Annotated in this window: 19 protein-coding genes; 16 read left to right on the top strand and 3 right to left on the bottom strand. The window is 35.7% G+C overall.

The window, feature by feature from the left end:
• Positions 1 to 5: 5 nt before the first annotated feature.
• The 14 genes from ABR189_RS04385 to ABR189_RS04450 all read left to right on the top strand — a co-directional run bounded on the left by ABR189_RS04385 (position 6) and on the right by ABR189_RS04450 (position 17,755).
• Positions 6 to 1,319 (top strand): MATE family efflux transporter, encoded by a 1,314-nt coding sequence (locus tag ABR189_RS04385; protein ID WP_354659230.1) that lies wholly within the window; start codon positions 6 to 8, stop codon positions 1,317 to 1,319.
• Positions 1,312 to 2,412, top strand: coding sequence for a glycosyltransferase (locus tag ABR189_RS04390; RefSeq protein WP_354659231.1), 1,101 nt, complete (start codon positions 1,312 to 1,314; stop codon positions 2,410 to 2,412). The genes ABR189_RS04385 and ABR189_RS04390 overlap by 8 nt, the downstream gene beginning before the upstream one ends.
• 1 nt (position 2,413) lies before the next feature.
• Entirely contained in the window at positions 2,414 to 3,733 is a 1,320-nt protein-coding gene (locus tag ABR189_RS04395) for a hypothetical protein (RefSeq protein WP_354659232.1), read from the top strand.
• Between the two features lie 12 nt (positions 3,734 to 3,745).
• Positions 3,746 to 5,749 (top strand): right-handed parallel beta-helix repeat-containing protein, encoded by a 2,004-nt coding sequence (locus ABR189_RS04400; protein ID WP_354659233.1) that lies wholly within the window; start codon positions 3,746 to 3,748, stop codon positions 5,747 to 5,749.
• A gap of 35 nt (positions 5,750 to 5,784) precedes the next feature.
• Positions 5,785 to 6,879, top strand: coding sequence for a non-hydrolyzing UDP-N-acetylglucosamine 2-epimerase (gene wecB / locus ABR189_RS04405; protein WP_354659234.1), 1,095 nt, complete (start codon positions 5,785 to 5,787; stop codon positions 6,877 to 6,879).
• A gap of 56 nt (positions 6,880 to 6,935) precedes the next feature.
• A complete protein-coding gene (locus tag ABR189_RS04410) occupies positions 6,936 to 8,138 on the top strand; it encodes a glycosyltransferase family 4 protein (protein WP_354659235.1) in 1,203 nt (400 codons plus the stop codon).
• 10 nt (positions 8,139 to 8,148) lie between these two features.
• On the top strand, positions 8,149 to 9,153 hold the full coding sequence (locus ABR189_RS04415; protein ID WP_354659236.1) for a polysaccharide biosynthesis protein: 1,005 nt from the start codon (positions 8,149 to 8,151) through the stop codon (positions 9,151 to 9,153).
• A gap of 163 nt (positions 9,154 to 9,316) precedes the next feature.
• Positions 9,317 to 10,435 (top strand): polysaccharide biosynthesis C-terminal domain-containing protein, encoded by a 1,119-nt coding sequence (locus ABR189_RS04420; protein WP_354659237.1) that lies wholly within the window; start codon positions 9,317 to 9,319, stop codon positions 10,433 to 10,435.
• A 28-nt stretch (positions 10,436 to 10,463) separates the two neighbouring features.
• On the top strand, positions 10,464 to 11,615 hold the full coding sequence (gene wecB / locus ABR189_RS04425; protein ID WP_354659238.1) for a non-hydrolyzing UDP-N-acetylglucosamine 2-epimerase: 1,152 nt from the start codon (positions 10,464 to 10,466) through the stop codon (positions 11,613 to 11,615).
• Complete coding sequence (locus tag ABR189_RS04430) at positions 11,615 to 12,844, top strand: glycosyltransferase family 4 protein (protein ID WP_354659239.1); 1,230 nt, start codon at positions 11,615 to 11,617, stop codon at positions 12,842 to 12,844. Before wecB (ABR189_RS04425) ends, ABR189_RS04430 begins: the two co-directional genes overlap by 1 nt.
• Complete coding sequence (locus tag ABR189_RS04435) at positions 12,834 to 13,754, top strand: NAD-dependent epimerase/dehydratase family protein (protein WP_354659240.1); 921 nt, start codon at positions 12,834 to 12,836, stop codon at positions 13,752 to 13,754. The genes ABR189_RS04430 and ABR189_RS04435 overlap by 11 nt, the downstream gene beginning before the upstream one ends.
• On the top strand, positions 13,751 to 14,722 hold the full coding sequence (locus ABR189_RS04440; RefSeq protein ID WP_354659241.1) for an MraY family glycosyltransferase: 972 nt from the start codon (positions 13,751 to 13,753) through the stop codon (positions 14,720 to 14,722). The genes ABR189_RS04435 and ABR189_RS04440 overlap by 4 nt, the downstream gene beginning before the upstream one ends.
• A 64-nt stretch (positions 14,723 to 14,786) precedes the next feature.
• Positions 14,787 to 15,935, top strand: coding sequence for a glycosyltransferase family 4 protein (locus ABR189_RS04445; RefSeq protein WP_354659242.1), 1,149 nt, complete (start codon positions 14,787 to 14,789; stop codon positions 15,933 to 15,935).
• A gap of 218 nt (positions 15,936 to 16,153) precedes the next feature.
• On the top strand, positions 16,154 to 17,755 hold the full coding sequence (locus ABR189_RS04450; protein ID WP_354659243.1) for a T9SS type B sorting domain-containing protein: 1,602 nt from the start codon (positions 16,154 to 16,156) through the stop codon (positions 17,753 to 17,755).
• Between the two features lie 423 nt (positions 17,756 to 18,178).
• Here ABR189_RS04450 and ABR189_RS04455 read toward each other — a convergent pair whose 3' ends face one another.
• The 3 genes from ABR189_RS04455 to ABR189_RS04465 all read right to left on the bottom strand — a co-directional run bounded on the left by ABR189_RS04455 (position 18,179) and on the right by ABR189_RS04465 (position 20,318).
• Positions 18,179 to 18,811 carry a Crp/Fnr family transcriptional regulator gene (locus ABR189_RS04455; protein ID WP_354659244.1) on the bottom strand — a complete coding sequence of 211 codons (633 nt, stop codon included), beginning with the start codon at positions 18,809 to 18,811 and terminating at the stop codon, positions 18,179 to 18,181.
• 146 nt (positions 18,812 to 18,957) lie between these two features.
• Entirely contained in the window at positions 18,958 to 19,710 is a 753-nt protein-coding gene (locus ABR189_RS04460) for a tyrosine-protein phosphatase (RefSeq protein WP_354659245.1), read from the bottom strand.
• A 134-nt stretch (positions 19,711 to 19,844) separates the two neighbouring features.
• The gene (locus ABR189_RS04465) at positions 19,845 to 20,318 is read right to left on the bottom strand and encodes a GAF domain-containing protein (protein ID WP_354659246.1); all 474 of its coding nucleotides are present in this window, start codon (positions 20,316 to 20,318) and stop codon (positions 19,845 to 19,847) included.
• A 436-nt stretch (positions 20,319 to 20,754) separates the two neighbouring features.
• Between ABR189_RS04465 and idi the strand changes: the two genes are divergently transcribed.
• Both idi and ABR189_RS04475 read left to right on the top strand, forming a co-directional pair.
• Positions 20,755 to 21,270 (top strand): isopentenyl-diphosphate Delta-isomerase, encoded by a 516-nt coding sequence (gene idi / locus ABR189_RS04470; RefSeq protein ID WP_354659247.1) that lies wholly within the window; start codon positions 20,755 to 20,757, stop codon positions 21,268 to 21,270.
• Positions 21,271 to 21,482: 212 nt separating this feature from the next.
• Positions 21,483 to 22,496 carry a terpene synthase family protein gene (locus ABR189_RS04475; RefSeq protein WP_354659248.1) on the top strand — a complete coding sequence of 338 codons (1,014 nt, stop codon included), beginning with the start codon at positions 21,483 to 21,485 and terminating at the stop codon, positions 22,494 to 22,496.
• Positions 22,497 to 22,518: the final 22 nt, after the last annotated feature.

Here is a 22,518-nt window from a genome sequence, read left to right on the forward strand (position 1 = left end):
AATAGATGTATTTGGAAAAATATTGGAATATAATCCTAAAGAATAACTTTGTCAAATCTTTTCTAATACTTATTAGTGGTTCGGCTGCTGCACAAATTATAAATTTTGGCTTTTACCCGTTATTGTCAAGAATATATGATTCTAAGGATTTTGGTGTATTGGCATTATTCACATCAATAATAGGCATCTGTTCTTCTTTTACATCAGGAAAGTATGAGTTAGCTATTCCTACAGTGAAGGAGGAGGCAGAAGCAAGGAAGATCGTTAAAGTGGCCATGTTCTTTTCAGTATCTTTCGCAATACTGGTTGCTTTAATATTGTTTCTGATATGGAGTTTTTTTCCAAATTTCCAAAGAGAACTATTTCAGAATAATTTAGTGTGGTTGGTCCCCATTTCTATAATATTGATTAATGGATATGAGATCTTCACATACTATTATATTAGATATGGTAACTTGAAAATAATTTTAAGAACAAAACTTTATCAAGCTGCATCTAAAAATATAATACAGGTAGGGGGGGGAGTACTTTTTCTTAATAAAGGTATGTTTTTGGTATTAGGCCTTATAATGAGTCAATCTACGGGCCTTTACTCCTTTGTGAAAAAATATTTTAAAGGACGTAAAATAAGGCCCTTTTTTGAGCGAGATAGTTTTAGATTTCAAAAAGCGGAAATCTTTAAGTATGCTCAATTGTATAAGAAATATCCGTTGTTTCTTATTCCATCGGGGTTTCTGAATAAGTTGGGAATAGAATTGCCTGTGTTTTTTTTTACGCTTTATTTTGGGGCTAGTTTTACTGGGAATTATGCTATGGCTAATTTAGTTACTTTAACACCCATTTCTATAATTATTCAGTCATTATCCAAGTCGTATTTGAATGAATTTTCAGTTAAATATAGTACTTCAGGTGAAAAAGCATTGAGTTTTTATAATGCATTTCATTTGAAATTACTAAAGTGGACTTTGTTACCCTGTATTCTTCTTTGTTTTGTTATTAAACCACTCGCTTTATTCGCACTTGGCGCGAAGTGGCTGTTGGCAGCAGAGATGATGCAGTATTTATGTGCATTGGCATATTTTCAATTAATTTATTCAACTATCTCGCAAACCTTAAACGTTATTAATAGGCATGAGAAACAGTTAACGTGGAATATTATACGGACTGTATTTATACTTGCTTTATTTTTTATTGCGCATCTAATAGGCATGGATAACTTGCTTATATTCAAAATATATATATTGGCTATGATTGTATTTTACATCATTTTGGGCCAAATAACGATTAATACACTGAAAAACCATATCAAACATGGATAAGATACTTTTTTTTTGCTACGGTGATATTGCGCAGGACGGAAGAATTTTACGATCAATAAATGCAATCATAGAATTAGGCCTAGACCCGATAATTATCTCTTATTCTAAAGAGAATAAATTGCCATTAGATGGGAAATATTTACATGTGAACATAAAAAAAGGGAAAAGACATTTAGGGCTAATCCAAGGAATGGCACATGTGATTAAGTACGTAAGCCGATATAAGACAAAATTTGTTTATTTCCATGATTACTATTATGCCCCAGCACTTAATCTGGTAAAAGCACTCTTTCCGAACAGAGTTATTGTTTATGATTCTCACGAGCTGTTAGTACCATTAGATGAAATAAATGGTGACCGACGTAATAATTTTTTTTATAAAGCAGAAAGGAGAAATATTAAATCCGCAAACATCGTTATCTCCGCCAATAAGGAACGGGCAAAAGTGATGGAAGAAAAGTATCAGCTGAATAAGAATATCTATGCCGTTAGAAATATTCCAGAACTACATGACACGAACTATAAAACAAAAGCTGTGTCCTCAAAAAAGATACTGGTTTATCAAGGCGCAATTTATCCTGGACGGGGAATAGATGTTTTCATTAAAGCGATGCAGTATTTTGATGACAATACTTTACTTATGATTGTTGGAGATGGCCCATTATTGCCGGAATTGAAGAAAATGGCAGAAGAGCTTGAACTCAACAAGAAAATAAAGTTCCTTGGTAAAGTTAGTGCTAATGAATTATACAGATTGTTAGTCGAAGAATGCGACTTTGGTATAATAACATACTCTAATGAAAATCTCAACAATCAATTCTGCGCACCAAATAAACTGTATGAATATATTCACTTGGGATTGCCATTTATAACAACAAGCCAGGAGACAATATTGAGCGAGGTAAGAGGATATGATTTTTATACCAATATTGACCTGGATGATAGTGTGGAGGTAACGGCTAGCAAAATAAGAAATTTTATTGCGAATTATGTTCCTGAAAATGAAAGTTTTAGGAAATTCTGTGAGTTGAATAATTGGGATAGTGAGAAAAAAATCTACAGCAAGATTTTTACTGAGAACGTAAACAAATAGCATGTTTTATAATACAGAACATTTTAGCTTTTATGTTTTTCTTCAATATTTTATAAGTACTCTGATAATTTTTTTATCAGGATACAGTAGGATTAAAAAGGGAAATGTACAAAGCAAACTCTTCTATACATTTTATATTGGAGGTTTCTTCTTTTATGCTGGGGTAGGTGCGGCCTATAAGGAAGGTGTGGCTGTTGACTATTTTATGTATTATTTAATTTATTTAATAGTATTTGTCCTTTTTTTTATACGAGGCTACAAATCTTTTTCAGGTGTTGAAAAGAAATTTGGTGCGGTTGCCGACTATAAATTAAATACCCTGGTTGCTAACAAGAATTTTTGTGTAACTATAATAATCGTTTATCTTTTTTGCTCGGGGTTTTCATTAATATATCCCAATTTTCAGTTATACAAGCTTGTTTCTCCTCCTAAACCAGACTCAACCTCGATTGTTTTCGAACGGTTCACAAACGAACACAACGATTTAATATTGGTACTTGTTCGATATTTTAAATTATTGTTAACACCTTTTTTTCTTTTGGCCCTTAACTATTTCCGGAATAGAATTTGGATGATGGCTTTAGTCTTATTTCTACCATTGTACTTTGAGTTTTGTGTTCAAGCATACATAGGCAGAAGTGCAATGTTAATCCAAGGTGTGATTTTCTTTCTGATTCTATGGCAAAATAGGCCTAAAATCAGAACTAAACTGGTGATTGCTCTGGCCATCTTAATTCCTTCATTTATAATATTTAGTTATTACTATCAGAGTTTAAGGATTGGAGGTTCTCAGAATTTTAAGAATATTACTTTAAATGATGCATTGGACGGCGTTTTGGGGATTGAAACAGGTTTCCCTACAAGATCTGCAGAAATTATAGATAAGGGTTTATCTACTGACTTAGGTGCCTACTCTAAATGGTTAATTACACTGCCATTTCCTAAATTCATGCTAGAAAGGAGTCAAGGAGGACTGGTGGGTTATGAAATATCTGAACATTTGCTAGGAGTAAAGAGAACCGATACAGGATACTTTGTAATTCTGTATGGTAATGTGACGGAAAGTATATATATATATACCAAATACTTATTTTGGGTGCAACCTATTATCATTGGGCTATTATTGAGTTACTTAAGTAGATACTTTGGCAGTTCTAAGTTGTTGTTACCTGTATTTATATATTTACTGATAACATGTGGTTATAATTTAACAAGGGCCGGTACACAGTCTGCGTTTCCTGTTGTTATTAATAATAACTTGTTATTTTATATATTCTTGTATTTCAAGGTGCGACAAGTTAGATTAGCGAAAAGCCCTTAAAATATTTTAACCATGAGAAACCTAGCTGCAATTCTTTTTATTTTTTTTAACGTGTCTTCTACATTGGCAACAAGTTATACTCTGCCAAGCGATAAACGTAATGATTCTATAAGAATAGTTCTTAAGGATGCCTCAATCCCCGAAATTGAAAAAGCTCTAGCTGATTTGAAAGCTTCTGGCAAATTTGGCGTGCTTGAAATTGTAGAAGGAAAATACCAATTGGATGATCCAATAATTATAAGACAGAGCAATTTAAAATTAATACTTGGAAATAACTGCACTTTTAGATTAAGCGAAAAAGCAAAAAGTAATAATGTCCGTAGCTTATTTGTATTTATTGGTGAAATAACACCAGAGATTGCTGAAGTAACAAATAGAGTAAGTATTGGCGATAAACAGTTAAGCGTAACTAATGCGAAGCTTTTTAAAAAAGGAGACTATATTCAAATTAAGTCAGATGAATTATTAAGTTATGCCAGAGCTTATTATAACAAGGTTGATATTGTGCGTATAGACTCTGTCTTAGATAATAAACTTTATATAAGCCCTACGAGCATTGAGTTTAATCTTGAAACTGCCGAGCAGAGTGCCTCAAGAATATTTAAAGGAAAAGTGTATAAGATAAAGAATACTGGAAGTACCGATTTTACAAAATTTGGAGCTGCAGGGAATACTGAGAACCTGATATTTAAAGCAACTGCTGATAGTGATCCTAATTCATGTGGCAGTGGTACCATAAAACAGGTAAGTAAAATATATATTAATAAGTTAGCATTTGTTGAAAATGTATCAATATCTGGAAATGGTATTTTGGATGGGGAATTGATCTCAGGAAACATAAGCGAAAAAGTAAAATCAATTACACCATTAGGAAACAATACGTATAGGCTAAAGTTTGCCCAACCTATCAATAAACAGGTAAAGTCTAAGTCAACACTTTATATTGGGAACAGGACGATGGCTGATGCCGCACCAAAAGAGCGCGGAATAGTTGATACTGTTTTAAATGAAGGAAGAGATATTATAGTTAAGAATAACAATTTCCAAATTAAGAAAGGAAATATTAAATTTTACCAATCGGCAATATCTGGAATAGTTGTACAGTATGGTCGAAATATAAGTATTGAAGGGATTAAATTGATGAACTTCTCCGATAAGTTTCTGATGATAGATAAATGTGTAAATGTTAATGTTCAAAATGTCAACTTCTCAGCGAATGCATTTTCAGAAATAGGAAACTACGGATGTTACTTTTCGGAAAGTAAAGATTGTATAATTAAGAACTGCTACGTTAGCACTAAATCATGGGCAGGTATTGACGGGAATTTAGCCATAAACCTGCGTATTGAAAACAATATAATTGACAACTCAGGAATCTCTCCACATTCTGGATATAATGTTCTAATCAAGGATAATTTGTTGGTAAATAGCTCAATTTTTATTCGGACTATTAAAACAGTGGCAGTAGGGAACAGCATATTTAATCAATATAATGTTAACAATTTTGGGATACGCTTGGATGAGAGTGCAACAATAGGGCCAACAACTATTAATAACAATTATATTCTGTTTGATGTTGCCCCAAATGATAACCAAAATGCTTTTGGAATTTACTTTTCTGGAGGAACAACAAACCTTGATAAAAAGACAGAAAAGTTCATTAAACGATTAACAGTTGATAATAATTACATCGGAAATGCTTCTATAGGAATATCATTATTCTCGTCTAAGACGCAGAATAATGTTCTTTCATCGGATATAAATATTTCACGCAATGAATTTATTAATTGTTCGAAAAAGTCAATATGGTTAAATAATTCAGAGAACCCAAAGATTGAGAGTAACATTTGTTTCACTAATAATAAATTGAGAAATCTAATATTTTCGGTAGCTAATAATGTTGGAGTTGTAAAAGCTGTTGATAAATCCATTATTTACCAAGTGAAAACAGGAGATAAGCTAGACTTAAAGTCACCTGAATTGCAGGTGGCTAAATGTAAGGAAGACATAAGATAACTAAAATTTAATTATAACAAAGAAAAATTCATTTCATGTTAATAGATATTATAGCTGGAGCAAGACCCAATTTTATGAAAATTGCTCCTATTATTAGAGCAATAGAAGAAGAAAATAAAAAGGAGACAAATATCAATTTTCGATTAATTCATACGGGACAGCATTTTGATAAAAATATGAGTGGGGATTTTTTCGATCAGCTTGGTATTCCTGAGCCGCATATTAATTTAGAATCCGGAGGAGGGTCACAAGCAGAACAAACTGCCAATATCATGGTCCGTTTTGAAAAAGACTTAATAGAACATCCAGCAGATCTTGTACTGGTAGTAGGAGATGTTACATCAACTATGGCATGTACTATTGTTGCAAAGAAGTTAAATACGAAAGTGGCACATGTAGAAGCGGGAATAAGATCCGGAGACATGACAATGCCTGAAGAAATTAATAGAATTGTAACAGACTCAATCACCGATTATTTTTTTACAACATCGGATGTTGCAGGTAATAATCTTATAAAAAATGGGGTTGAGGAGGAAAGAATATTTTTTGTTGGTAATACAATGATTGATACCTTATTAAAATGTCAGGGTAGTTTTAAACAACCTGCTATTTGGGATTTACTCGCTTTGCAAAAAGGGAAATATCTTATGATGACTTTGCATCGGCCAGCTAATGTAGATAGTGAAGAAAACCTAAGGAGTTTACTAGAAGAAATTGTTGAGAACTCGCATGGCTATCCACTTATTTTTCCAGTTCACCCACGTACAGCTAAAAAATTGAGCTCATTAGGTCTTAAGTTTGAAAATGTGCATTACGTCGATCCGTTGGGGTATCTGGAGTTTAATTATCTGGTTAAACACTGTCTGGCAGTGATCACCGATTCTGGTGGTATTACTGAAGAAACCACTGTTTTAGGAATTCCATGTATGACACTTAGAGATTCAACGGAAAGGCCTGAGACATGCACAATAGGCTCCAATGAACTATTGGGTACTAACCCCAAGGCGTTAGCCCCTGCTATGCAAAGGCTTTTCAATGGACAATGGAAGAAAAGTGGAATCCCCCCCTTATGGGATGGTAGGGCTGCAGAAAGGATTATTAAGGAGATTTGTACACTTTATAAGGTATAATTTTTTTTTGACGTTCATTATAAAAGCTTAGGTAGCTAGAAAAGTAATAAAATACTATGCCATTAAATGTGTTATATCTTCAGCATGTTGGAGCGTTTGGCGGTTCGTCAAAAAGTATGTTTGAAATGATAAAGGCTTTTCCGGAAAAAACGGTTCACCCTTATTTGATCTCTCCTGTTGGCTCGGTTAATAAGTATGCATCTGAATTAAGAATAGAGAACTTAGCAACTGTAGGAATTTCCCAATTTGATAATTCTAGGCATGGACATTATCGAAACTTTAGGTGGTTAATTCTATTGAGAGAAATATTCTATTTGCCATTTACATTTTTGATTCTGTTGAAAGCAAGACGATCATGGAAGAATATTGATATTATCCATATCAATGAAATTACAATGTTGCCTGGATTGCTTATTTGCAGAATGCTCTTCAAACAGCCAATTGTATTGCATTGCAGGACTTTGTTTCATAATGTTTCAGGGTTTAGACGAAAGATATTTACCGATATTGTAAAGAAAAATGTGGCACTGGTTATTGCAATTGATGAAACAGTAAAAAAGACTCTGCCAAAAGAGTTGTCACCAATTGTTGTGCATAATGGATTCGATCCACGCAAATTGGTCATTGAAGAAAAGGAAAAAACACCTCAAATGAGGTCCGGACGATTTTCTGTAGCAATGGTTGGAAGCTTAATCCGTTATAAAGGTGTTCATGAATTTATTGAATCAGCTGCGATTTGTAAGGAAAAGCAATTAAGCATTGATTTTCTTTTAATAGGGGATGCGCCTAAAAGTAAAAAGGGGCTTTCCCAAAAGGTGAAAAGATGGTTAGGACTTGAGCATAATATACGAGAAGAATTGGTGAATATGATCGAAGAAAAGGGATTAAAGGATTATGTTCGCTTTGTACCATTTACTACTAATGTTAAAGAAATTTATGATGCAATAGATGTACTCTGTTTCCCTTCCCATTTAAACGCCGCGGGGCGACCTGTTTTTGAGGCAGCTTATTCAAGAGTACCTAGTATTGTTGCAATAGATAATCCAGATAACGATACAATAATGGATGGAATAACAGGACTGTGTATTAAACCTAAGGATAGCATGGCTTTAGCCAACGCTATAGCTTTTTTCTATAATAACCCAGAGCAGGTAAAAAAAATGGGAGAACAAGCTTATTTGTTAGCAGTAAATAATTTTGATTCAAACAAAAATGCACTGGAAGTATTGGATATATATAAATCTCTAATCAAAAATTAAATCAACGATTATGTTCAAGGATAAAACTTTACTTATTACAGGGGGCACGGGTTCTTTCGGTAATGCTGTTTTGAAACGTTTTCTTAATACTGACATAAAAGCCATACGAATCTTTAGTCGTGACGAGAAAAAGCAGGATGATATGAGAAATTTACTGCGTAACGACAAAGTAAAATTCTATATGGGAGATGTTAGGGACTTTAGAAGCATTGATAGTGCAATGGAAGGGGTTGATTATGTTTTCCATGCTGCGGCTCTTAAACAAGTACCTTCTTGTGAGTTTTACCCCATGGAAGCAGTAAGAACTAATGTCCATGGTACTGAAAATGTGTTGGATGCTGCAATTAAGAATAACGTAAGTAAAATTATTTGTTTAGGCACAGATAAGGCTGTTTACCCGATAAATGCAATGGGAATATCTAAGGCGATGATGGAGAAGGTGGCTATTTCAAAAGCTCGCTTAAGATCTGCTCCGCTTATTACATGCACTCGGTATGGTAATGTAATGGCTAGCCGGGGGTCTGTTATTCCACTATTTATTTCTCAAATAAAGACAGGTAAACCCCTTACAATCACAGATCCGGAAATGACTCGTTTTATGATGTCCTTGGATAATGCTGTAGAGCTTGTTCTGTTTGCTTATGAAAATGCAAATCCTGGGGACATTTTTGTTCAAAAATCCCCAGCGGCTACAATTAGGCAAGTGGCAGAGGTATTATTGGATATCTTTAATGCAAAGAATAACATAAACATAATTGGAACACGGCATGGTGAAAAACTGTATGAGACACTACTCACCAGGGAGGAATTTGGAAAGGCTGAAGATTTAGGAGATTATTATCGTATAGCTGCTGATGATCGTGATTTAAATTATGCAAAGTATTTTTCTGAAGGGGATAGTAAAATCGCAGAAGCACAGGATTATCACTCGCATAATACATATAGATTAAGTAATGAAGAACTAAAGACATTATTACTTAAACTGGAATATGTGCAGGAACAACTGAAAGATTAATAACGATTGATGCGACAGATTAAGTAGGTAGATACAAATGTTTTCTCTGGTATGTGATATTACTAAATCAGTTATCTAATATTCAAATTCAAACCTTCAGGATCCAGCTATAGACAGATGGTCTTTTGATCGATTTCTTAGCTTGCCTGGCATAATATATAGCATGAGAAAAATTGGAATTACTGGCCAAAATGGTTTTGTAGGGAACTGCTTATTTAACAAATTAAGTTTGTTAAAAGAAGAATTTGTTCTTGTTCCCTTCGATAAGTCTTTTTTCGAATCGGAAGAATTATTACGCACATGGGCAATACAATGCGATGTTATTGTTCATCTTGCTGCGATGAACCGTCACCCTGATCCCAATATTATTCATGATACAAACGTCAAACTCGTTGAGTTGTTGTTAAAGGCATTAAATGATACGGATAAGCGGCCGCACATTATCTTTTCCTCCTCCACTCAAGAAGAGCGCGACAATTTATATGGTAAATCTAAAAGAGAAGGTAGGGAGTTATTTGCAAATTGGGCGAAGAATCAAAAATCTACTTTCACTGGATTACTAATACCTAATGTTTTTGGACCTTTTGGCAAACCATTTTATAACTCTGTGGTAGCCACTTTTTGCCACCAGTTATGTAATAACCAAGCGCCTAAAATTGAACAGGATGGGTTTCTTAAATTGATTTACGTAGATGAGTTGGCTGAAATAATTATTTCCATTATACGAAATAATACAGATAATCCAAGTTTGGCAATTCCGCCTACACAAGAAATCTATGTATCTAGTATTTTGGAGAAACTGATTAGTTATAAGGAACGGTATTTTGAACAAGGGATTTTTCCCCAATTGGAAGATAGGTTCAGTATAAATTTGTTTAACACATTTCGCAGCTATATTGACCATAGCTCCTATTTTCCATATATGCTAAAACAGCATGCCGACAATAGAGGAGTATTTGTTGAGATGGTGAAATTAGAACAAGGTGGACAAGTGTCCTTTTCTACTACTTATCCTGAGGTTACGCGAGGGAATCATTTTCATACCCGTAAAATTGAACGCTTTTTAGTAATAAAAGGTAAGGCGCTTATTCAGCTAAGAAGGTATAATACAGAGGAAGTTTTAAATTTTGAATTAAGCGGAGATAAGCCATCTTATGTTGATATGCCGGTCTGGTATACACATAATATTAAGAATATTGGAGTGGAGGAGTTGTATACAGTTTTTTGGATCAATGAGTTTTTTGATACAAAGGACCCAGATACATATTTTGAAATTGTATAATGTAATAAAGCTTAATAAGATATCTTTTATGAGTGTTATAGTTAAAAAGCTGAAAGTATTAACGGTTGTAGGAACAAGACCGGAGATCATTCGTTTGTCAAGAGTATTAGCTAAGTTGGATGAATCAGAAGCCATTGAGCACATCTTGGTACATACAGGCCAAAATTATGATTATGAACTTAATCAAATTTTCTTTGAAGACTTGGGTCTTCGTAAACCGGATATATTTCTAGATGCTGCGGGTAAAACGGCAACAGAAACTATTGGACAAATTCTAATTAAAATTGACCCAATTCTGGAGACAGAAAAACCTGATGCATTTTTGGTTCTTGGAGATACCAATAGCTGTTTGTGCGCTATACCTGCTAAGAAGAGACGGATTCCCATATTTCATATGGAGGCTGGCAATAGGTGTTTCGATCAGCGAGTTCCGGAGGAGACAAATAGGAAAATTGTAGATCATACAAGTGACATTAATCTTACCTATTCAGATATTGCGAGAGAGTATCTTTTGAGAGAAGGTTTGCCTCCAGATAGAGTAATCAAAACTGGTAGCCCCATGTTTGAAGTGCTGAATTATTATATGCCTAAGGTTGAGAAGTCAGATATTCTAAGAGAGTTGCAACTCGTATCAGGTCAATATTTTGTTGTTTCAGCGCATAGAGAAGAAAATATTAACTCCGACAGGAATTTTGAAAATCTCGTGACATCACTAAATCAGATTGCGGATGTTTTTAAACTACCTGTGATTGTAACTGCTCATCCCCGCACACGAAAAATGATAGAGGCTAAAGAAGTTCAGTTTAATTCGCTAGTCAGGTTAATGAAGCCCTTTGGGCTAAGTGATTTTATATCATTACAAATGAAAGCTAAAGCTGTATTGTCAGATAGTGGTACTATATCTGAAGAATCTTCTATACTGAATTTTCCAGCACTTAATATAAGAGAAGCTCATGAGAGACCAGAAGCAATGGAAGAAGCTTCTGTGATGATGGTCGGGCTTTTTCCTGAAAGGATCTTGCAGGGCCTTAAACAGCTTGAATATCAGAATGCCACGCATAGAAACTTTCGTCAAGTATATGATTACAGCATGCCTAATGTTTCAGATAAGGTAGTTAGAATTATTATTTCATATACGGATTATGTGAAGCGGACTGTATGGAAAAACTATGAATGGTAATGAATAAACAAAAAAAGTTCTGGGTAGTAACAGAACTCTTCTTTCCGGAGGAGACTTCTACTGCATACATTATGACTAAGGTTAGCAGGTATATTGCTGAAAGTAAACCTGTTCATGTTATATGTGGGCCTATTTCATACAAAAAAGAGGTGCTTTCTTCTACAGGTTCTTTAGAAACACAAAAGATAAAGGTTACACGTGTTAAGACAATCGGACTCGATAAAGATAAGTTACTGCAAAGAATACTCCGGTTGATATTGCTGAGTATCCAACTGTCTTTTAAATTACTTGTTAAAGCTCGTAAAGGAGATGATGTGATGATTGTAACAAATCCTGCACCATTGGTCGTACTTGTTGTGCTTGTGTGTAAGATAAAGGGATTAAAATGCTTCACAATAGTGCATGATGTTTTTCCTGAGAATTTAGTAGTTGCGAAGCTTATTAAACCAGATAGCAGTGTTTATAAATTGCTCAAGTATATTTTTAATAATGCATATAGAAGGATGTCAGTCCTTTTTGTACTGGGTAGAGATATGAAAGCAATTTTTGAAGAAAAGCTTTCTAAGTATAAAGTTAAGCCTGCTATTCATGTGGTTGAAAGTTGGGCGGATATTGATGACATCAAGCCTGCCGAAAAAATAGAAAACAGCATTTTAAAGGAGTTAGGAATAATAGAAAAAGTAATATTCCAATTTGCCGGAAATTTAGGACGTGTACAAGGTCTTATGGAATTGTGTACAATTATTAAGGATATAGAGAATCCTGAAATCCATTTTATGATGGTGGGTAATGGGGCCCTGAAAAAGGACATTGAACAATTCATAAAGACGCATGATTTAAAGAACTTGACTTTGCTGGATTCTTTTTCAAGAACTCAACAGCAAAATTTTTTGAATGCTACAGACGTTGGTATCGTTTCGCTGCAAGAGGGGATGAAGGGGTTGGGAGTACCCTCTAAATCATACAACATCATGGCAGCAGGGAAACCGATTTTATTTATTGGAGATAAGCAAAGTGAAATAGCACGCATGGTAAGTGAGAATAATATAGGTTGGTGTTTTGAAAATGACAGACCAAAAGAATTACTTAATTTCTTTAATAGGCTTACCTCTGAAGATATAAGAAAAATGAAAGCTAAAGGAGAAATGGCAAGAGCATTAGCTGAAACAAGATATTCACAACAAAACATATTGGATAAATATGGTAAAATTGTATCAAGTGAAGGATGATGTTTTGTTAACGGGTGCATCTGGATTTCTTGGGAATCAGATTATTAAGACACTCAGTAATAAGTATAATTTTTTTACTATTGGACGGCAAACTGAAGAACTTGTAGGTCGACATCTTAGATTTAATATTTCAGAAGGAGTTACAAATAAATTGCCTAAAGTAAGATATGTGATTCATTGTGCCGGGAAAGCCCATAGCGTTCCACGATCAGTGAAAGAAAGTAAAGTTTTTTTTGAAGTTAATTTGCAAGGGACAATTAATTTTTGTCAATCATTAATAGAATCAAATACTACTCCTGATGCGTTAATCTTTATCAGTACTGTAGCTGTTTATGGTAAAGATGCTGGAGTAATGATTACAGAAGATGATGCCCTTGATGCTATCTCTCCTTATGCTAAGAGTAAAGCTATGGCTGAGACTTATTTACAGAATTGGGCGAATGAAAATGGTGTAAGACTTGGAATACTCCGTTTACCATTAATAGCTGGCCCTAATCCTCCGGGAAACCTGGGGGCAATGATAAGGGGGATTCGAAGTGGCAGGTATTTGAGCATTGGTAAGGCAGACGCTCGGAAAAGTATAGTCTGGGCATCTGATGTTGCCGAAATTATTCCTAATGTAGCTAAAATCGGTGGAATTTATAATTTGACGGACGGTGAACATCCTTCTTTTAAAGAATTAGAACATGCCATTGCTACAATACTTGGAAAGAATGATCCATTAAGTGTGCCACTACCTATTGCAAAAGTGCTTGGATATGCAGGTGATTTGATAGGAAGTAAATTTCCTGTTAATAGTGATAAGCTTAAGAAAATAATATCCACCTTAACTTTTAATGACGCAAAAGCGCGAGCTATGCTGAATTGGAACCCTTGTGGGGTAATAGATAAAATACATTTAATAGTATGAGTTATTTAATATTAACTGCGTTTTTTTTTGTTTCTAGTCTGATTTATTTTAAAGTAGCTGCGCATTTTAATATCATTGATAAGCCTAATGAAAGGAGTTCTCACACCAGTTTAACAATCCGAGGTGGCGGAATCTTATTTATTCTAGCGGCTATAGTAACTTTTTTTTGGGGGACTGATACATTTTTGTTGCCTGCTATTGGCATTATTATAATTGGAACGATTAGCTTCCTGGATGATATTTTTACGCTACCTAATAAGATAAGAATAGTATTTCATATAGCGGCGGTAACTTTAATGTTTGTATACCTTCAAATATTTAATGTTCTACCCATATATGGGATAATAGCCCTCTATGTATTAGTAATAGGAATTATAAATGCCTATAATTTCATGGATGGCATTAATGGGATAACTGGCTTATATAGTTTAGTCATATTAGCTGGGCTGCAGTTTGTGAATATGAAACAGGTGCTTTTTATAAGTCCATATTTGGTCTGGATCCCAATGATTGCTTGCGCCGTTTTTTTGTTCTTCAATTTTCGTAAAAAAGCTTTGTGTTTTGCTGGAGATGTAGGTAGCGTCTCCATAGCATTTTGGATTATTATCCTATTGTTGAAACTGATTTTTTTAACGGATAATTGGATATACCTACTTTTTCTCTCTGTTTATGGAGTAGATACAGTATTAACAATTATACACAGACTGTTTTTAAGGCAGAATATATTTAAGGCACATAGAATGCATTTCTATCAGTTACTTGCAAATGAAAGAAAACTCCCACATTTAGTAGTTACAGTTATTTATTGTGTAATCCAGGCAACTGTAATAGTTTATGTAATTACCCAGTTTAATAGCAATAGGAGCCTGTTTTTTCATTTTGTAGTGATGCTTCTGCCACTTATTATTATTTATATTAGTATAAAGAACAAACTATCAAATATCATCCTAGTTAGCAAGAAGGGATAATGATTATTGAATCTTGCTTAGTTTTAGTCATGAAGACATGTCCCTTGTAATTGCCCGGTCAATTATGAAAGTACTTTTTGCTCATAATAGTATATTCCAATTTGCCAATGGGCTTGTATATTCAAGCAATATACCACAACAGGTATGGCATCGGTATTTAGTGCATTTTGATAAACTTGTTGTGGTGGGAAGAGCTATCGAGGTGGCTGATGATACTATAGAGATAAGTACCGCAGATAATGTTGATTTCATTAAATTCCCGGATGTCACTCTTTGGGAAGGCGTGTTCAAACAATACTATTTTGTAAACCTGGCTAAAAAATACATAAGTGAATCCCAAGTAAGTGCTGTCATTGTACGTCTACCTAGTCAGGTAGGCATCTATTTTTTGAAAGCAGCTGTGCAATTGAATTTACCTGTTGCTGTAGAGGTAGTAGGTGATATTTGGAATGAGCTATGGTACCGAAAGTTATTAAGAACTAGATTGCTGGCACCTTATCGCTTCTGGCAAATGCGTGAAGCAGTAAAAAAGGCCTCGCATGTTATTTATGTAACCGAAGAATATCTGCAAAGAATTTATCCATGTAAAGGGGAGAGGAGTTTTGCCTCAAATGTAGATATCCAAGTTCTTAAAGATAAATTAATAAGTAAAAGTGGTGTATTTCAGATTACAACTGTGGGATCACTTGATTTTTATTATAAAGGTTATGATGTTGTATTAAAGGCACTTTCACTCCTTAAGAAGCAGGGGATTAGCGATTTTATGCTTAATTGTGCAGGGGATGGGACCGGAGAAGCTATCCGAGAATTAGCAAAGCAGTATGATTTAACAGACAGCATAAATATTTTAGGAATACTTACAAAGAAAAAACTGTATACATTACTCGACAATACAGACCTTTATATTCAGCCGTCCAGAACTGAAGGATTGCCACGGGCTTTAATTGAAGCAATGAGTAGGGGGTGTCCTGCTTTGGCCTCAACTGCAGGTGGTATACCAGAATTACTTGATGTAGCATATTTGCATAAGCCTGGAGACTATAAAAAATTGGCAAATGATATAAAGAATTTGTTATTAAATGAAGACTTGTTTATTGAAATGAGTCGTATTAACCTTTGTAGGGCAGCTGATTATTTACCTTCAGTTTTGGAAAAAAGGCGTCACAACTTTTGGGCGTCGTTTAATGCTTCTATAAAAACCAAAGACCACTAAGTCTGGAAGAATATATTTTAAAACAAAAGGATCGCAGACTATATAGCTGCGATCCTTTTGTTTTAACAACACACCGTGTTACTTATAAATAGCCCCAATACCTTATCTGGCTGCTTTTCGATCAAAATTGAGTTATATCACATTGTTATGTGATTTTAAATTAAATATTAATTACATATATTTATATATATAATTAATATATTTGTATTGATTATCCTATGAAACTATCCTTTATGAATTGCCTTATTGAGGTAAGGGCATGGCTTGTCTATTATTTTAAATGTTTATTAGGCAATAATATTCAACGTTTATGCTGTGTATTTATATTAATAAGCCATCCTTTTATATTGACTGGACAAGATATCGCATTGCAAAACCCATCTTTGGAAGGAAAAGCTCAAACACAGCGGGTGCCGCCACCCTGGTATAGTTATAGTAAATCTCCCGATACACAGCCGGGCTCTTTAGATATAACATTGGCGCCTTCTGATGGTAATACATTTATAGGGATGATATGGGGTAAAGCATGGCCAGAGAGATTTGCGCAAAATATTGAAAATGGATTAAAGGCTGGTAAAGTTTACACCTTATCCTTCGATTTGGCTTATCCGGCTCATTATATTGAAGATATTTGTACTGGATCCTTTGCTATATATGGAAGTAATCCAAATGAAGAGCCAGAGCTTTTATGGGAATCTGGAGCATTTTATCATGAGGAATGGAAACGTTACTCCGCTGTTATTGCACCGCTGAAAACATATCATCAACTCATTTTTGGTCCTTATAATATTGTTACCTGTAAAAGTGATGCTTTTACAGGTGTTCTTGTTGATAATTTTTCACCCATTATCCGGGAAGTACCTAAAATCGAGTTGTTTACGAGAAACACCTGTAAAGGGACTAATACAGGAAGTGCTTTGGTAAGAGTAAAAGGAGGCCAGGCGCCTTATCAATATACTTGGAGCCCGGGAGGAAATACAACTGAAGAAATCGCTAATTTAGGCATTGGTATTTATGAAGTAACAGTTACAGGGGCCAATGGTGTGATAATTAAAGAGCAGGTACATATTGAGGAAACTGAAGTGCTGGCAGAAGCAGTATTAACCCCCGCCACTTGTTATAATCTAAATGATGCTGCAATTGGTATCCTTGTCAGCGGAGGTAATGCACCATATAGTTTCAGCTTGAATAATGGAAGTGTTATTCAGAATGAACCAGGTTTTAAGCATTTGAAAGCAGGCAATTACAAAGTTGAAGTAATGGATAGCAGGGGATGTAGCATTACTTTAAATAATTTACACATTAATCAACCTCCACAATTTCAGATTCAAACTGTTAATACTAAACCAGTCAGTTGTACAGAAACAAGAGATGGGAAAATAGCATTGGATGTAAAGGGAGGCACAGCTCCATATTCCTATAGCCTGGGCGCGCATTCCTGGCAGCCTGATAGTACCTGGAATCAGTTAGATGCGGGTAGATATTATTTTCAGGTAAAGGATAAAAATGGATGTAAGCTGACGGGAGAGACGGAGGTTGTAAAAAACTGGCGTGATTGCGCCGTGTTTGTACCAACTGCGTTTAGTCCTAATGGCGACGGAATTAATGATATATTCAGAGCAAAGGTACATGATGATGTATATAATTACCGGTTGACTGTTTACAATAGGTGGGGCCAACAGATTTTTCAAAGCAATGATCCGGCTCAGGGATGGGATGGCGGACAACAAACAACGGGAAACTATTTTTGGGTACTAATATATACAGATAGTAAGCATCAGGCCCGTAAACAACAAGGTAATCTGGTTTTAATAAAATAATGGTTTGAATCCTCAATGCAGGATAATTGCAACAAAAGATAAAAGCACATCCATTATAGCTAAAAACAATAAAACCATTGATAGCTTATTTTGATGTTCTTTATGGACAGCTCTTTCCTGACTACTGGAATTGTAAATGTTGTATCGGCTGAAATGCAGAAAATCAGAAAATCTCCAATAGGGCGATTTATGCCTAATAAACAATCCTGTCTTGAATAAAGTCAATAAAATAATGCTTCCATGAAGTATCCATGGGAGGTATAGGAATATTACTTGCTCCATAGCAATATGGTTTTAAAATCTCCCTAAAGATAGTTGTAAAATCCTTTGCTGTTGGACTGATTGCTCTATTCCCGCCTTTTTTTGATTTTTGTCAAAAACTATACTGAATGATTAAACGTAGGGGAATTGTCAGATAATTTGTTAAGAAGCAGATTCCTTGTGAAGTGTCAGTTGTTTTTTCCTGACACGGCTTAAAGTTTCCAATCTGATGCCGAGGAAAGAGGCAATATATGCAAGGGGCACCCGATTCATAAGGCCAGGCCATTGATCATTAAAGTACTTATACTTTTCCATAGCATTTCCCATCCTGCTGATAAAGGCTCTTTCTTCAGCCCCCTGGTAGTAGATCTCAAATATTTTTCGCATTACTATATTGATTTCCGGATAATCAACATACCATCTTTGCAGGGTTTCAAATGATATACCGGTGAGTATTGCGGGTTCTATAGCCTGAATGTTTTCTCTGGCAGGCTTGATTCCATAGAGCCCTGATATAGAAGTAGCAAAACTGTTTTCCAGTATTATCCAGGTGATGATTTCCTTTTTCCCCCTTTGAGAAAAGGCACGTAATACACCTTGCTGAATAAAGAATACATGATGACAATAATCCCCTTCTTTTAATAGCATTACATTTTTGGCTACCTCGATCTCAAATGCATGCTCGGAAAAATCCTTTTTAAATGCCTCGCTAACTGGGTATAACTGTTTAAAGCGATCAAGCACTTTATTGATAGAGGCTGTGGAGGGTTGTCTGGCAATGATCGTATCTGGCATGGTCTCGAATAGATAAACTGCACAGCTGAATGTATATCGTTACATTTACAGCGGTGGCATAGGTATGGCTTAATGAAATAATCGCGTAAAGATAGCAAATGATTATTCCTATACCTGATTATCTTTTTATTAAGGCCGGTTAACTACTATGCTTGTGAAGTAAGCTCCCTGTTTTTGAATGGATATTGGTCTAATACTTTAAGCACTTTCTTGTTTTTTCCGATGGCTGTAATTGCCTGCAGATGCTTTTCATGATGGAGGTCTGTACCAATATAATCTATCATTTTGTCTGCAACCAACTTTTCTGCAGCTTGCTGTATATGTTTGCCATAATATCCAGTCAGAGATAATAGATTAACCTGCAACAGGCAGCCCATCTTTTTGAATTGATGGTAAAGGTCAAAGTTGGCATGTCCATACGCATATCTTTCCGGATGTGCCATAATAGGACGATACCCTTGTGCTTCCAAGGTAAAAATCCAATTGTGTAGCTGGGGAGGGGCCGACATGAAAGAAATTTCTACCAGAACAAGTTCACCATTAAGTGTTAATAAAGGCGCTTTCATAAGCTCTTCAAAGTATTCATCCATATAGTACTCTGCCGCATGCTTAAATGGAATGTCCAAACGTGCTTCTGTTAAGGCAGCTTGCAGCTTTTGGAATGGAAGAGCTATTGTATCCGCAGAATTGGGATATCTATCCATCATGATATGGGGTGTGGTAATGATTTTTTTTATACCCAATTCATGCAATTGCCCGATAAATGCAACACTCGTGTCTACTTCCTGAACACCATCGTCAATTCCGGGAATAAGATGAGAATGTATATCCGTTTCTATATTGGATAAAAAGTTGGCTAAAAATTGGCTATCAGTATTTTTTCTGCGAAAAAAGAACATATGGTAAATATCCGTTTAAAAAAGCCAATAGGTCATGAGCATAGCTACCTATCAGACATTAAAATCAACAACTGGTTTTTCAAAGCCTCATTCAACAAAATCTTTGCCAGTATTTGAATATTTCTCTCCAGGAGTTATATCACAATTAATTTTACAATTTCTTCCAGGTATTGCTGATCTGTTTCATCAAATTGGGCAGGGAATTCACTGTCAATATCAAGTACACCTGCCACGATGCCATCTTTCATCAATGGGATTACAATTTCAGACTTTGATAAACTGCTGCAGGCAATATGGCCCGGGAAAAGTGCAACATCCGGAACAATTAACGTACGTGCCTGTTCCCAGCAGCTGCCACAAACACCTTTTCCTTTCCTGATACGGGTACAGGCTACCGGTCCCTGAAAGGGCCCTAAAACCAGCTCCTCTGCCTTAACCAGGTAAAATCCTACCCAAAACCAGCCAAACTGTTGCTTTAATGCAGCAGCCATATTAGCCATATTGGCTACCAGATCAGGCTCCCCTTCCAATAAAGCACTAAGTTGTGGTATAATTGAGCGGTATTGTACCTCTTTGCTTCCCTGGATAATGTTTAAATCTTCTGCCATTTTACAAAGATAGGCTTTTACAACAGGCGGGAAAAGGAGATCGCCTTATAAGTAGCAATCGCTATTTCTTCGTATATTTATAACAATATAATACGGCTGTAATAATGAAAGCCCTCTAATACCTATTTGAAAAAATGCAACCTATGCCGGGTAAAAATTAATACCAGGGAGTTTACAAAGGACAGCTAAGTTACTACTACCGCCCTTACACCTTCTCAATTGCAGAAACAAGGAGATGCTGGCACGGCTAATTGTATCAATTGTAAATATGATTGTTTTTATTATTTAAATACCATTTTTATGAATGTAATTAATTCTCCTCCCTGCTACAGGCAGAAAATTCTCTGCATATTTATTAATATTGTTGGTTACAATGTATAGAGGTAATGATAGGAAGGGTAGCATCAGAACGCTCATTAATGCAAAATAAATTCAAATGAATCAGCCAGAGGTAATATTGGTGAATGAAAAGGACGAAGTAACGGGAACGATGGAAAAAATGGAGGCGCATCTTAAAGGGTTATTGCACCGTGCATTTTCCGTATTTATTATCAATGATGCAGGTGAAATGTTACTGCAACAACGCGCATTCACAAAGTATCATTCTGCCGGATTATGGACAAATGCCTGCTGCAGTCATCCTTACCCCGGCGAATCTACGATTGCTGCTGCCAGCCGGAGATTAATGGAAGAACTGGGAGCGGCTTGCCCATTACAGGAGGTTTTTTCGTTCACCTATCGTACTGAATTTGATAATGGTTTAATAGAGCATGAATATGATCATGTATTATTGGGTACTTATAATGGTAATATAACTCCAGATAGTACAGAAGTAAATGACTTTCGTTTTTTCCCTGTTGATACTATCCGGCAATTAATGAAAGAAACACCATTACAATTTACCAGTTGGTTTCATCAGGCATTTCCCCTGATGCTGCCCTATCTGGAATAAAAAGTAATGGACAACAACTAAAATACTTGTATTAATCCGGTGACCCTCAATACCTGAAATAACCATTCCGCATATTAAACACGATGTATGCGGATCAGTTGTTATAACCTGAATATGTATATCCCTGTTTACATCCGGCTCCGGTGCCGGTAGCAGCCAGCTTTATGTTTATCCTGACACAACTTTACTCGTTAACCATTAAATCCTCACTCATGCAAGCAATCACATTTCCGCTTATTCAATACCCATTTCCTTCACGTATCAATCCGCTGGTAACCGCAGCGCATGAACATACGGTTAATTGGGTCTATACTTACGAATTATTGCAAACAAATGAAGCAAAGGCGCGGTTTGCTAAAGCAAAGTTTGCCTGGTTAGCTGCAAGGGCTTTTCCTGATGCAAATCTTCCTGAATTGTGCATCATTGCCGATTTTAATACCTGGCTTTTTATGTTGGATGATCAGTGTGATGAAGCCCAGACAGGCAAAAAATCCATTTATTTAAAAAGTATCGTTTCCGGATTAATGGATATACTGCGATACAATCAGTCTGTTACTTTAGCCAATGGAGGTGCTTTGGCTGCTGCTTTGAGCGATATCTGGGAGCGGATGCGTGCTATTAGCCGTCCGGCCTGGCGTATCAGGTTTATCCGTAGCATGGAAGAATACTTTTCTTCCTGTGTATGGGAAGCGGATAATCGCGCAGCAGGACAAGTGCCGTCTGTGGCAGACTATGTTGTAATGAGGCCTTATACTGGAGCGCTTTTTGCAGACGTAGAAGCGATTGAAATTATCGAAAAGGTGTATTTACCGGACCATATTTTACAACATGCCATCATAAAACGTATGGTACTGGCCTGTAATAATATTGTGTGCTGGTCAAATGATCTGTTTTCCTGTTATAAAGAATCTCAGCAGGGGGATGTACATAATCTGGTATTGGTACTCGCCCATGAGCATAATCTTGACCTGCAGGAAGCAATAGAGGAAACAATCCGGATGCATGATGAAGAGGTGGCATTGTTTGTATCACTTGAAAAACAACTGCCTGTATTCCATGTCTCATTGGAGAAGGAGGTAGAAAGGTATATTGCTGTATTGCGATCCTGGATCACTGGAAATTATGATTGGAGCATGAAAGATACGGGGCGATATAGCCGGTTGATGGCAGAAGTGGAAACAAATGCACCAGATAGAAAGGAAAAGGCATTAAAACGGTCAGTCTAAAAATCAGACGAAAAATTATAGC

The sequence above is a fragment of the Chitinophaga sp. H8 genome (genome assembly GCF_040567655.1).
Taxonomy (GTDB): domain Bacteria; phylum Bacteroidota; class Bacteroidia; order Chitinophagales; family Chitinophagaceae; genus Chitinophaga; species Chitinophaga defluvii.

Excerpts from the sequence above, each read along its gene's own strand:
- ABR189_RS04390 (WP_354659231.1), top strand. The coding sequence starts at position 1,312 with ATGGATAAGATACTTTTTTTTTGCTACGGTGATATTGCGCAGGACGGA.
- idi (WP_354659247.1), top strand. The coding sequence starts at position 20,755 with ATGAATCAGCCAGAGGTAATATTGGTGAATGAAAAGGACGAAGTAACG.
- ABR189_RS04430 (WP_354659239.1), top strand. The coding sequence starts at position 11,615 with ATGAATAAACAAAAAAAGTTCTGGGTAGTAACAGAACTCTTCTTTCCG.
- ABR189_RS04385 (WP_354659230.1), top strand. The coding sequence starts at position 6 with ATGTATTTGGAAAAATATTGGAATATAATCCTAAAGAATAACTTTGTC.
- ABR189_RS04455 (WP_354659244.1), bottom strand. The coding sequence starts at position 18,811 with ATGCCAGATACGATCATTGCCAGACAACCCTCCACAGCCTCTATCAAT.
- ABR189_RS04440 (WP_354659241.1), top strand. The coding sequence starts at position 13,751 with ATGAGTTATTTAATATTAACTGCGTTTTTTTTTGTTTCTAGTCTGATT.
- ABR189_RS04475 (WP_354659248.1), top strand. The coding sequence starts at position 21,483 with ATGCAAGCAATCACATTTCCGCTTATTCAATACCCATTTCCTTCACGT.
- wecB (WP_354659234.1), top strand. The coding sequence starts at position 5,785 with ATGTTAATAGATATTATAGCTGGAGCAAGACCCAATTTTATGAAAATT.
- ABR189_RS04450 (WP_354659243.1), top strand. The coding sequence starts at position 16,154 with ATGAAACTATCCTTTATGAATTGCCTTATTGAGGTAAGGGCATGGCTT.
- wecB (WP_354659238.1), top strand. The coding sequence starts at position 10,464 with ATGAGTGTTATAGTTAAAAAGCTGAAAGTATTAACGGTTGTAGGAACA.
- ABR189_RS04420 (WP_354659237.1), top strand. The coding sequence starts at position 9,317 with ATGAGAAAAATTGGAATTACTGGCCAAAATGGTTTTGTAGGGAACTGC.
- ABR189_RS04460 (WP_354659245.1), bottom strand. The coding sequence starts at position 19,710 with ATGTTCTTTTTTCGCAGAAAAAATACTGATAGCCAATTTTTAGCCAAC.
- ABR189_RS04415 (WP_354659236.1), top strand. The coding sequence starts at position 8,149 with ATGTTCAAGGATAAAACTTTACTTATTACAGGGGGCACGGGTTCTTTC.
- ABR189_RS04445 (WP_354659242.1), top strand. The coding sequence starts at position 14,787 with ATGAAAGTACTTTTTGCTCATAATAGTATATTCCAATTTGCCAATGGG.
- ABR189_RS04465 (WP_354659246.1), bottom strand. The coding sequence starts at position 20,318 with ATGGCAGAAGATTTAAACATTATCCAGGGAAGCAAAGAGGTACAATAC.
- ABR189_RS04395 (WP_354659232.1), top strand. The coding sequence starts at position 2,414 with ATGTTTTATAATACAGAACATTTTAGCTTTTATGTTTTTCTTCAATAT.
- ABR189_RS04400 (WP_354659233.1), top strand. The coding sequence starts at position 3,746 with ATGAGAAACCTAGCTGCAATTCTTTTTATTTTTTTTAACGTGTCTTCT.
- ABR189_RS04410 (WP_354659235.1), top strand. The coding sequence starts at position 6,936 with ATGCCATTAAATGTGTTATATCTTCAGCATGTTGGAGCGTTTGGCGGT.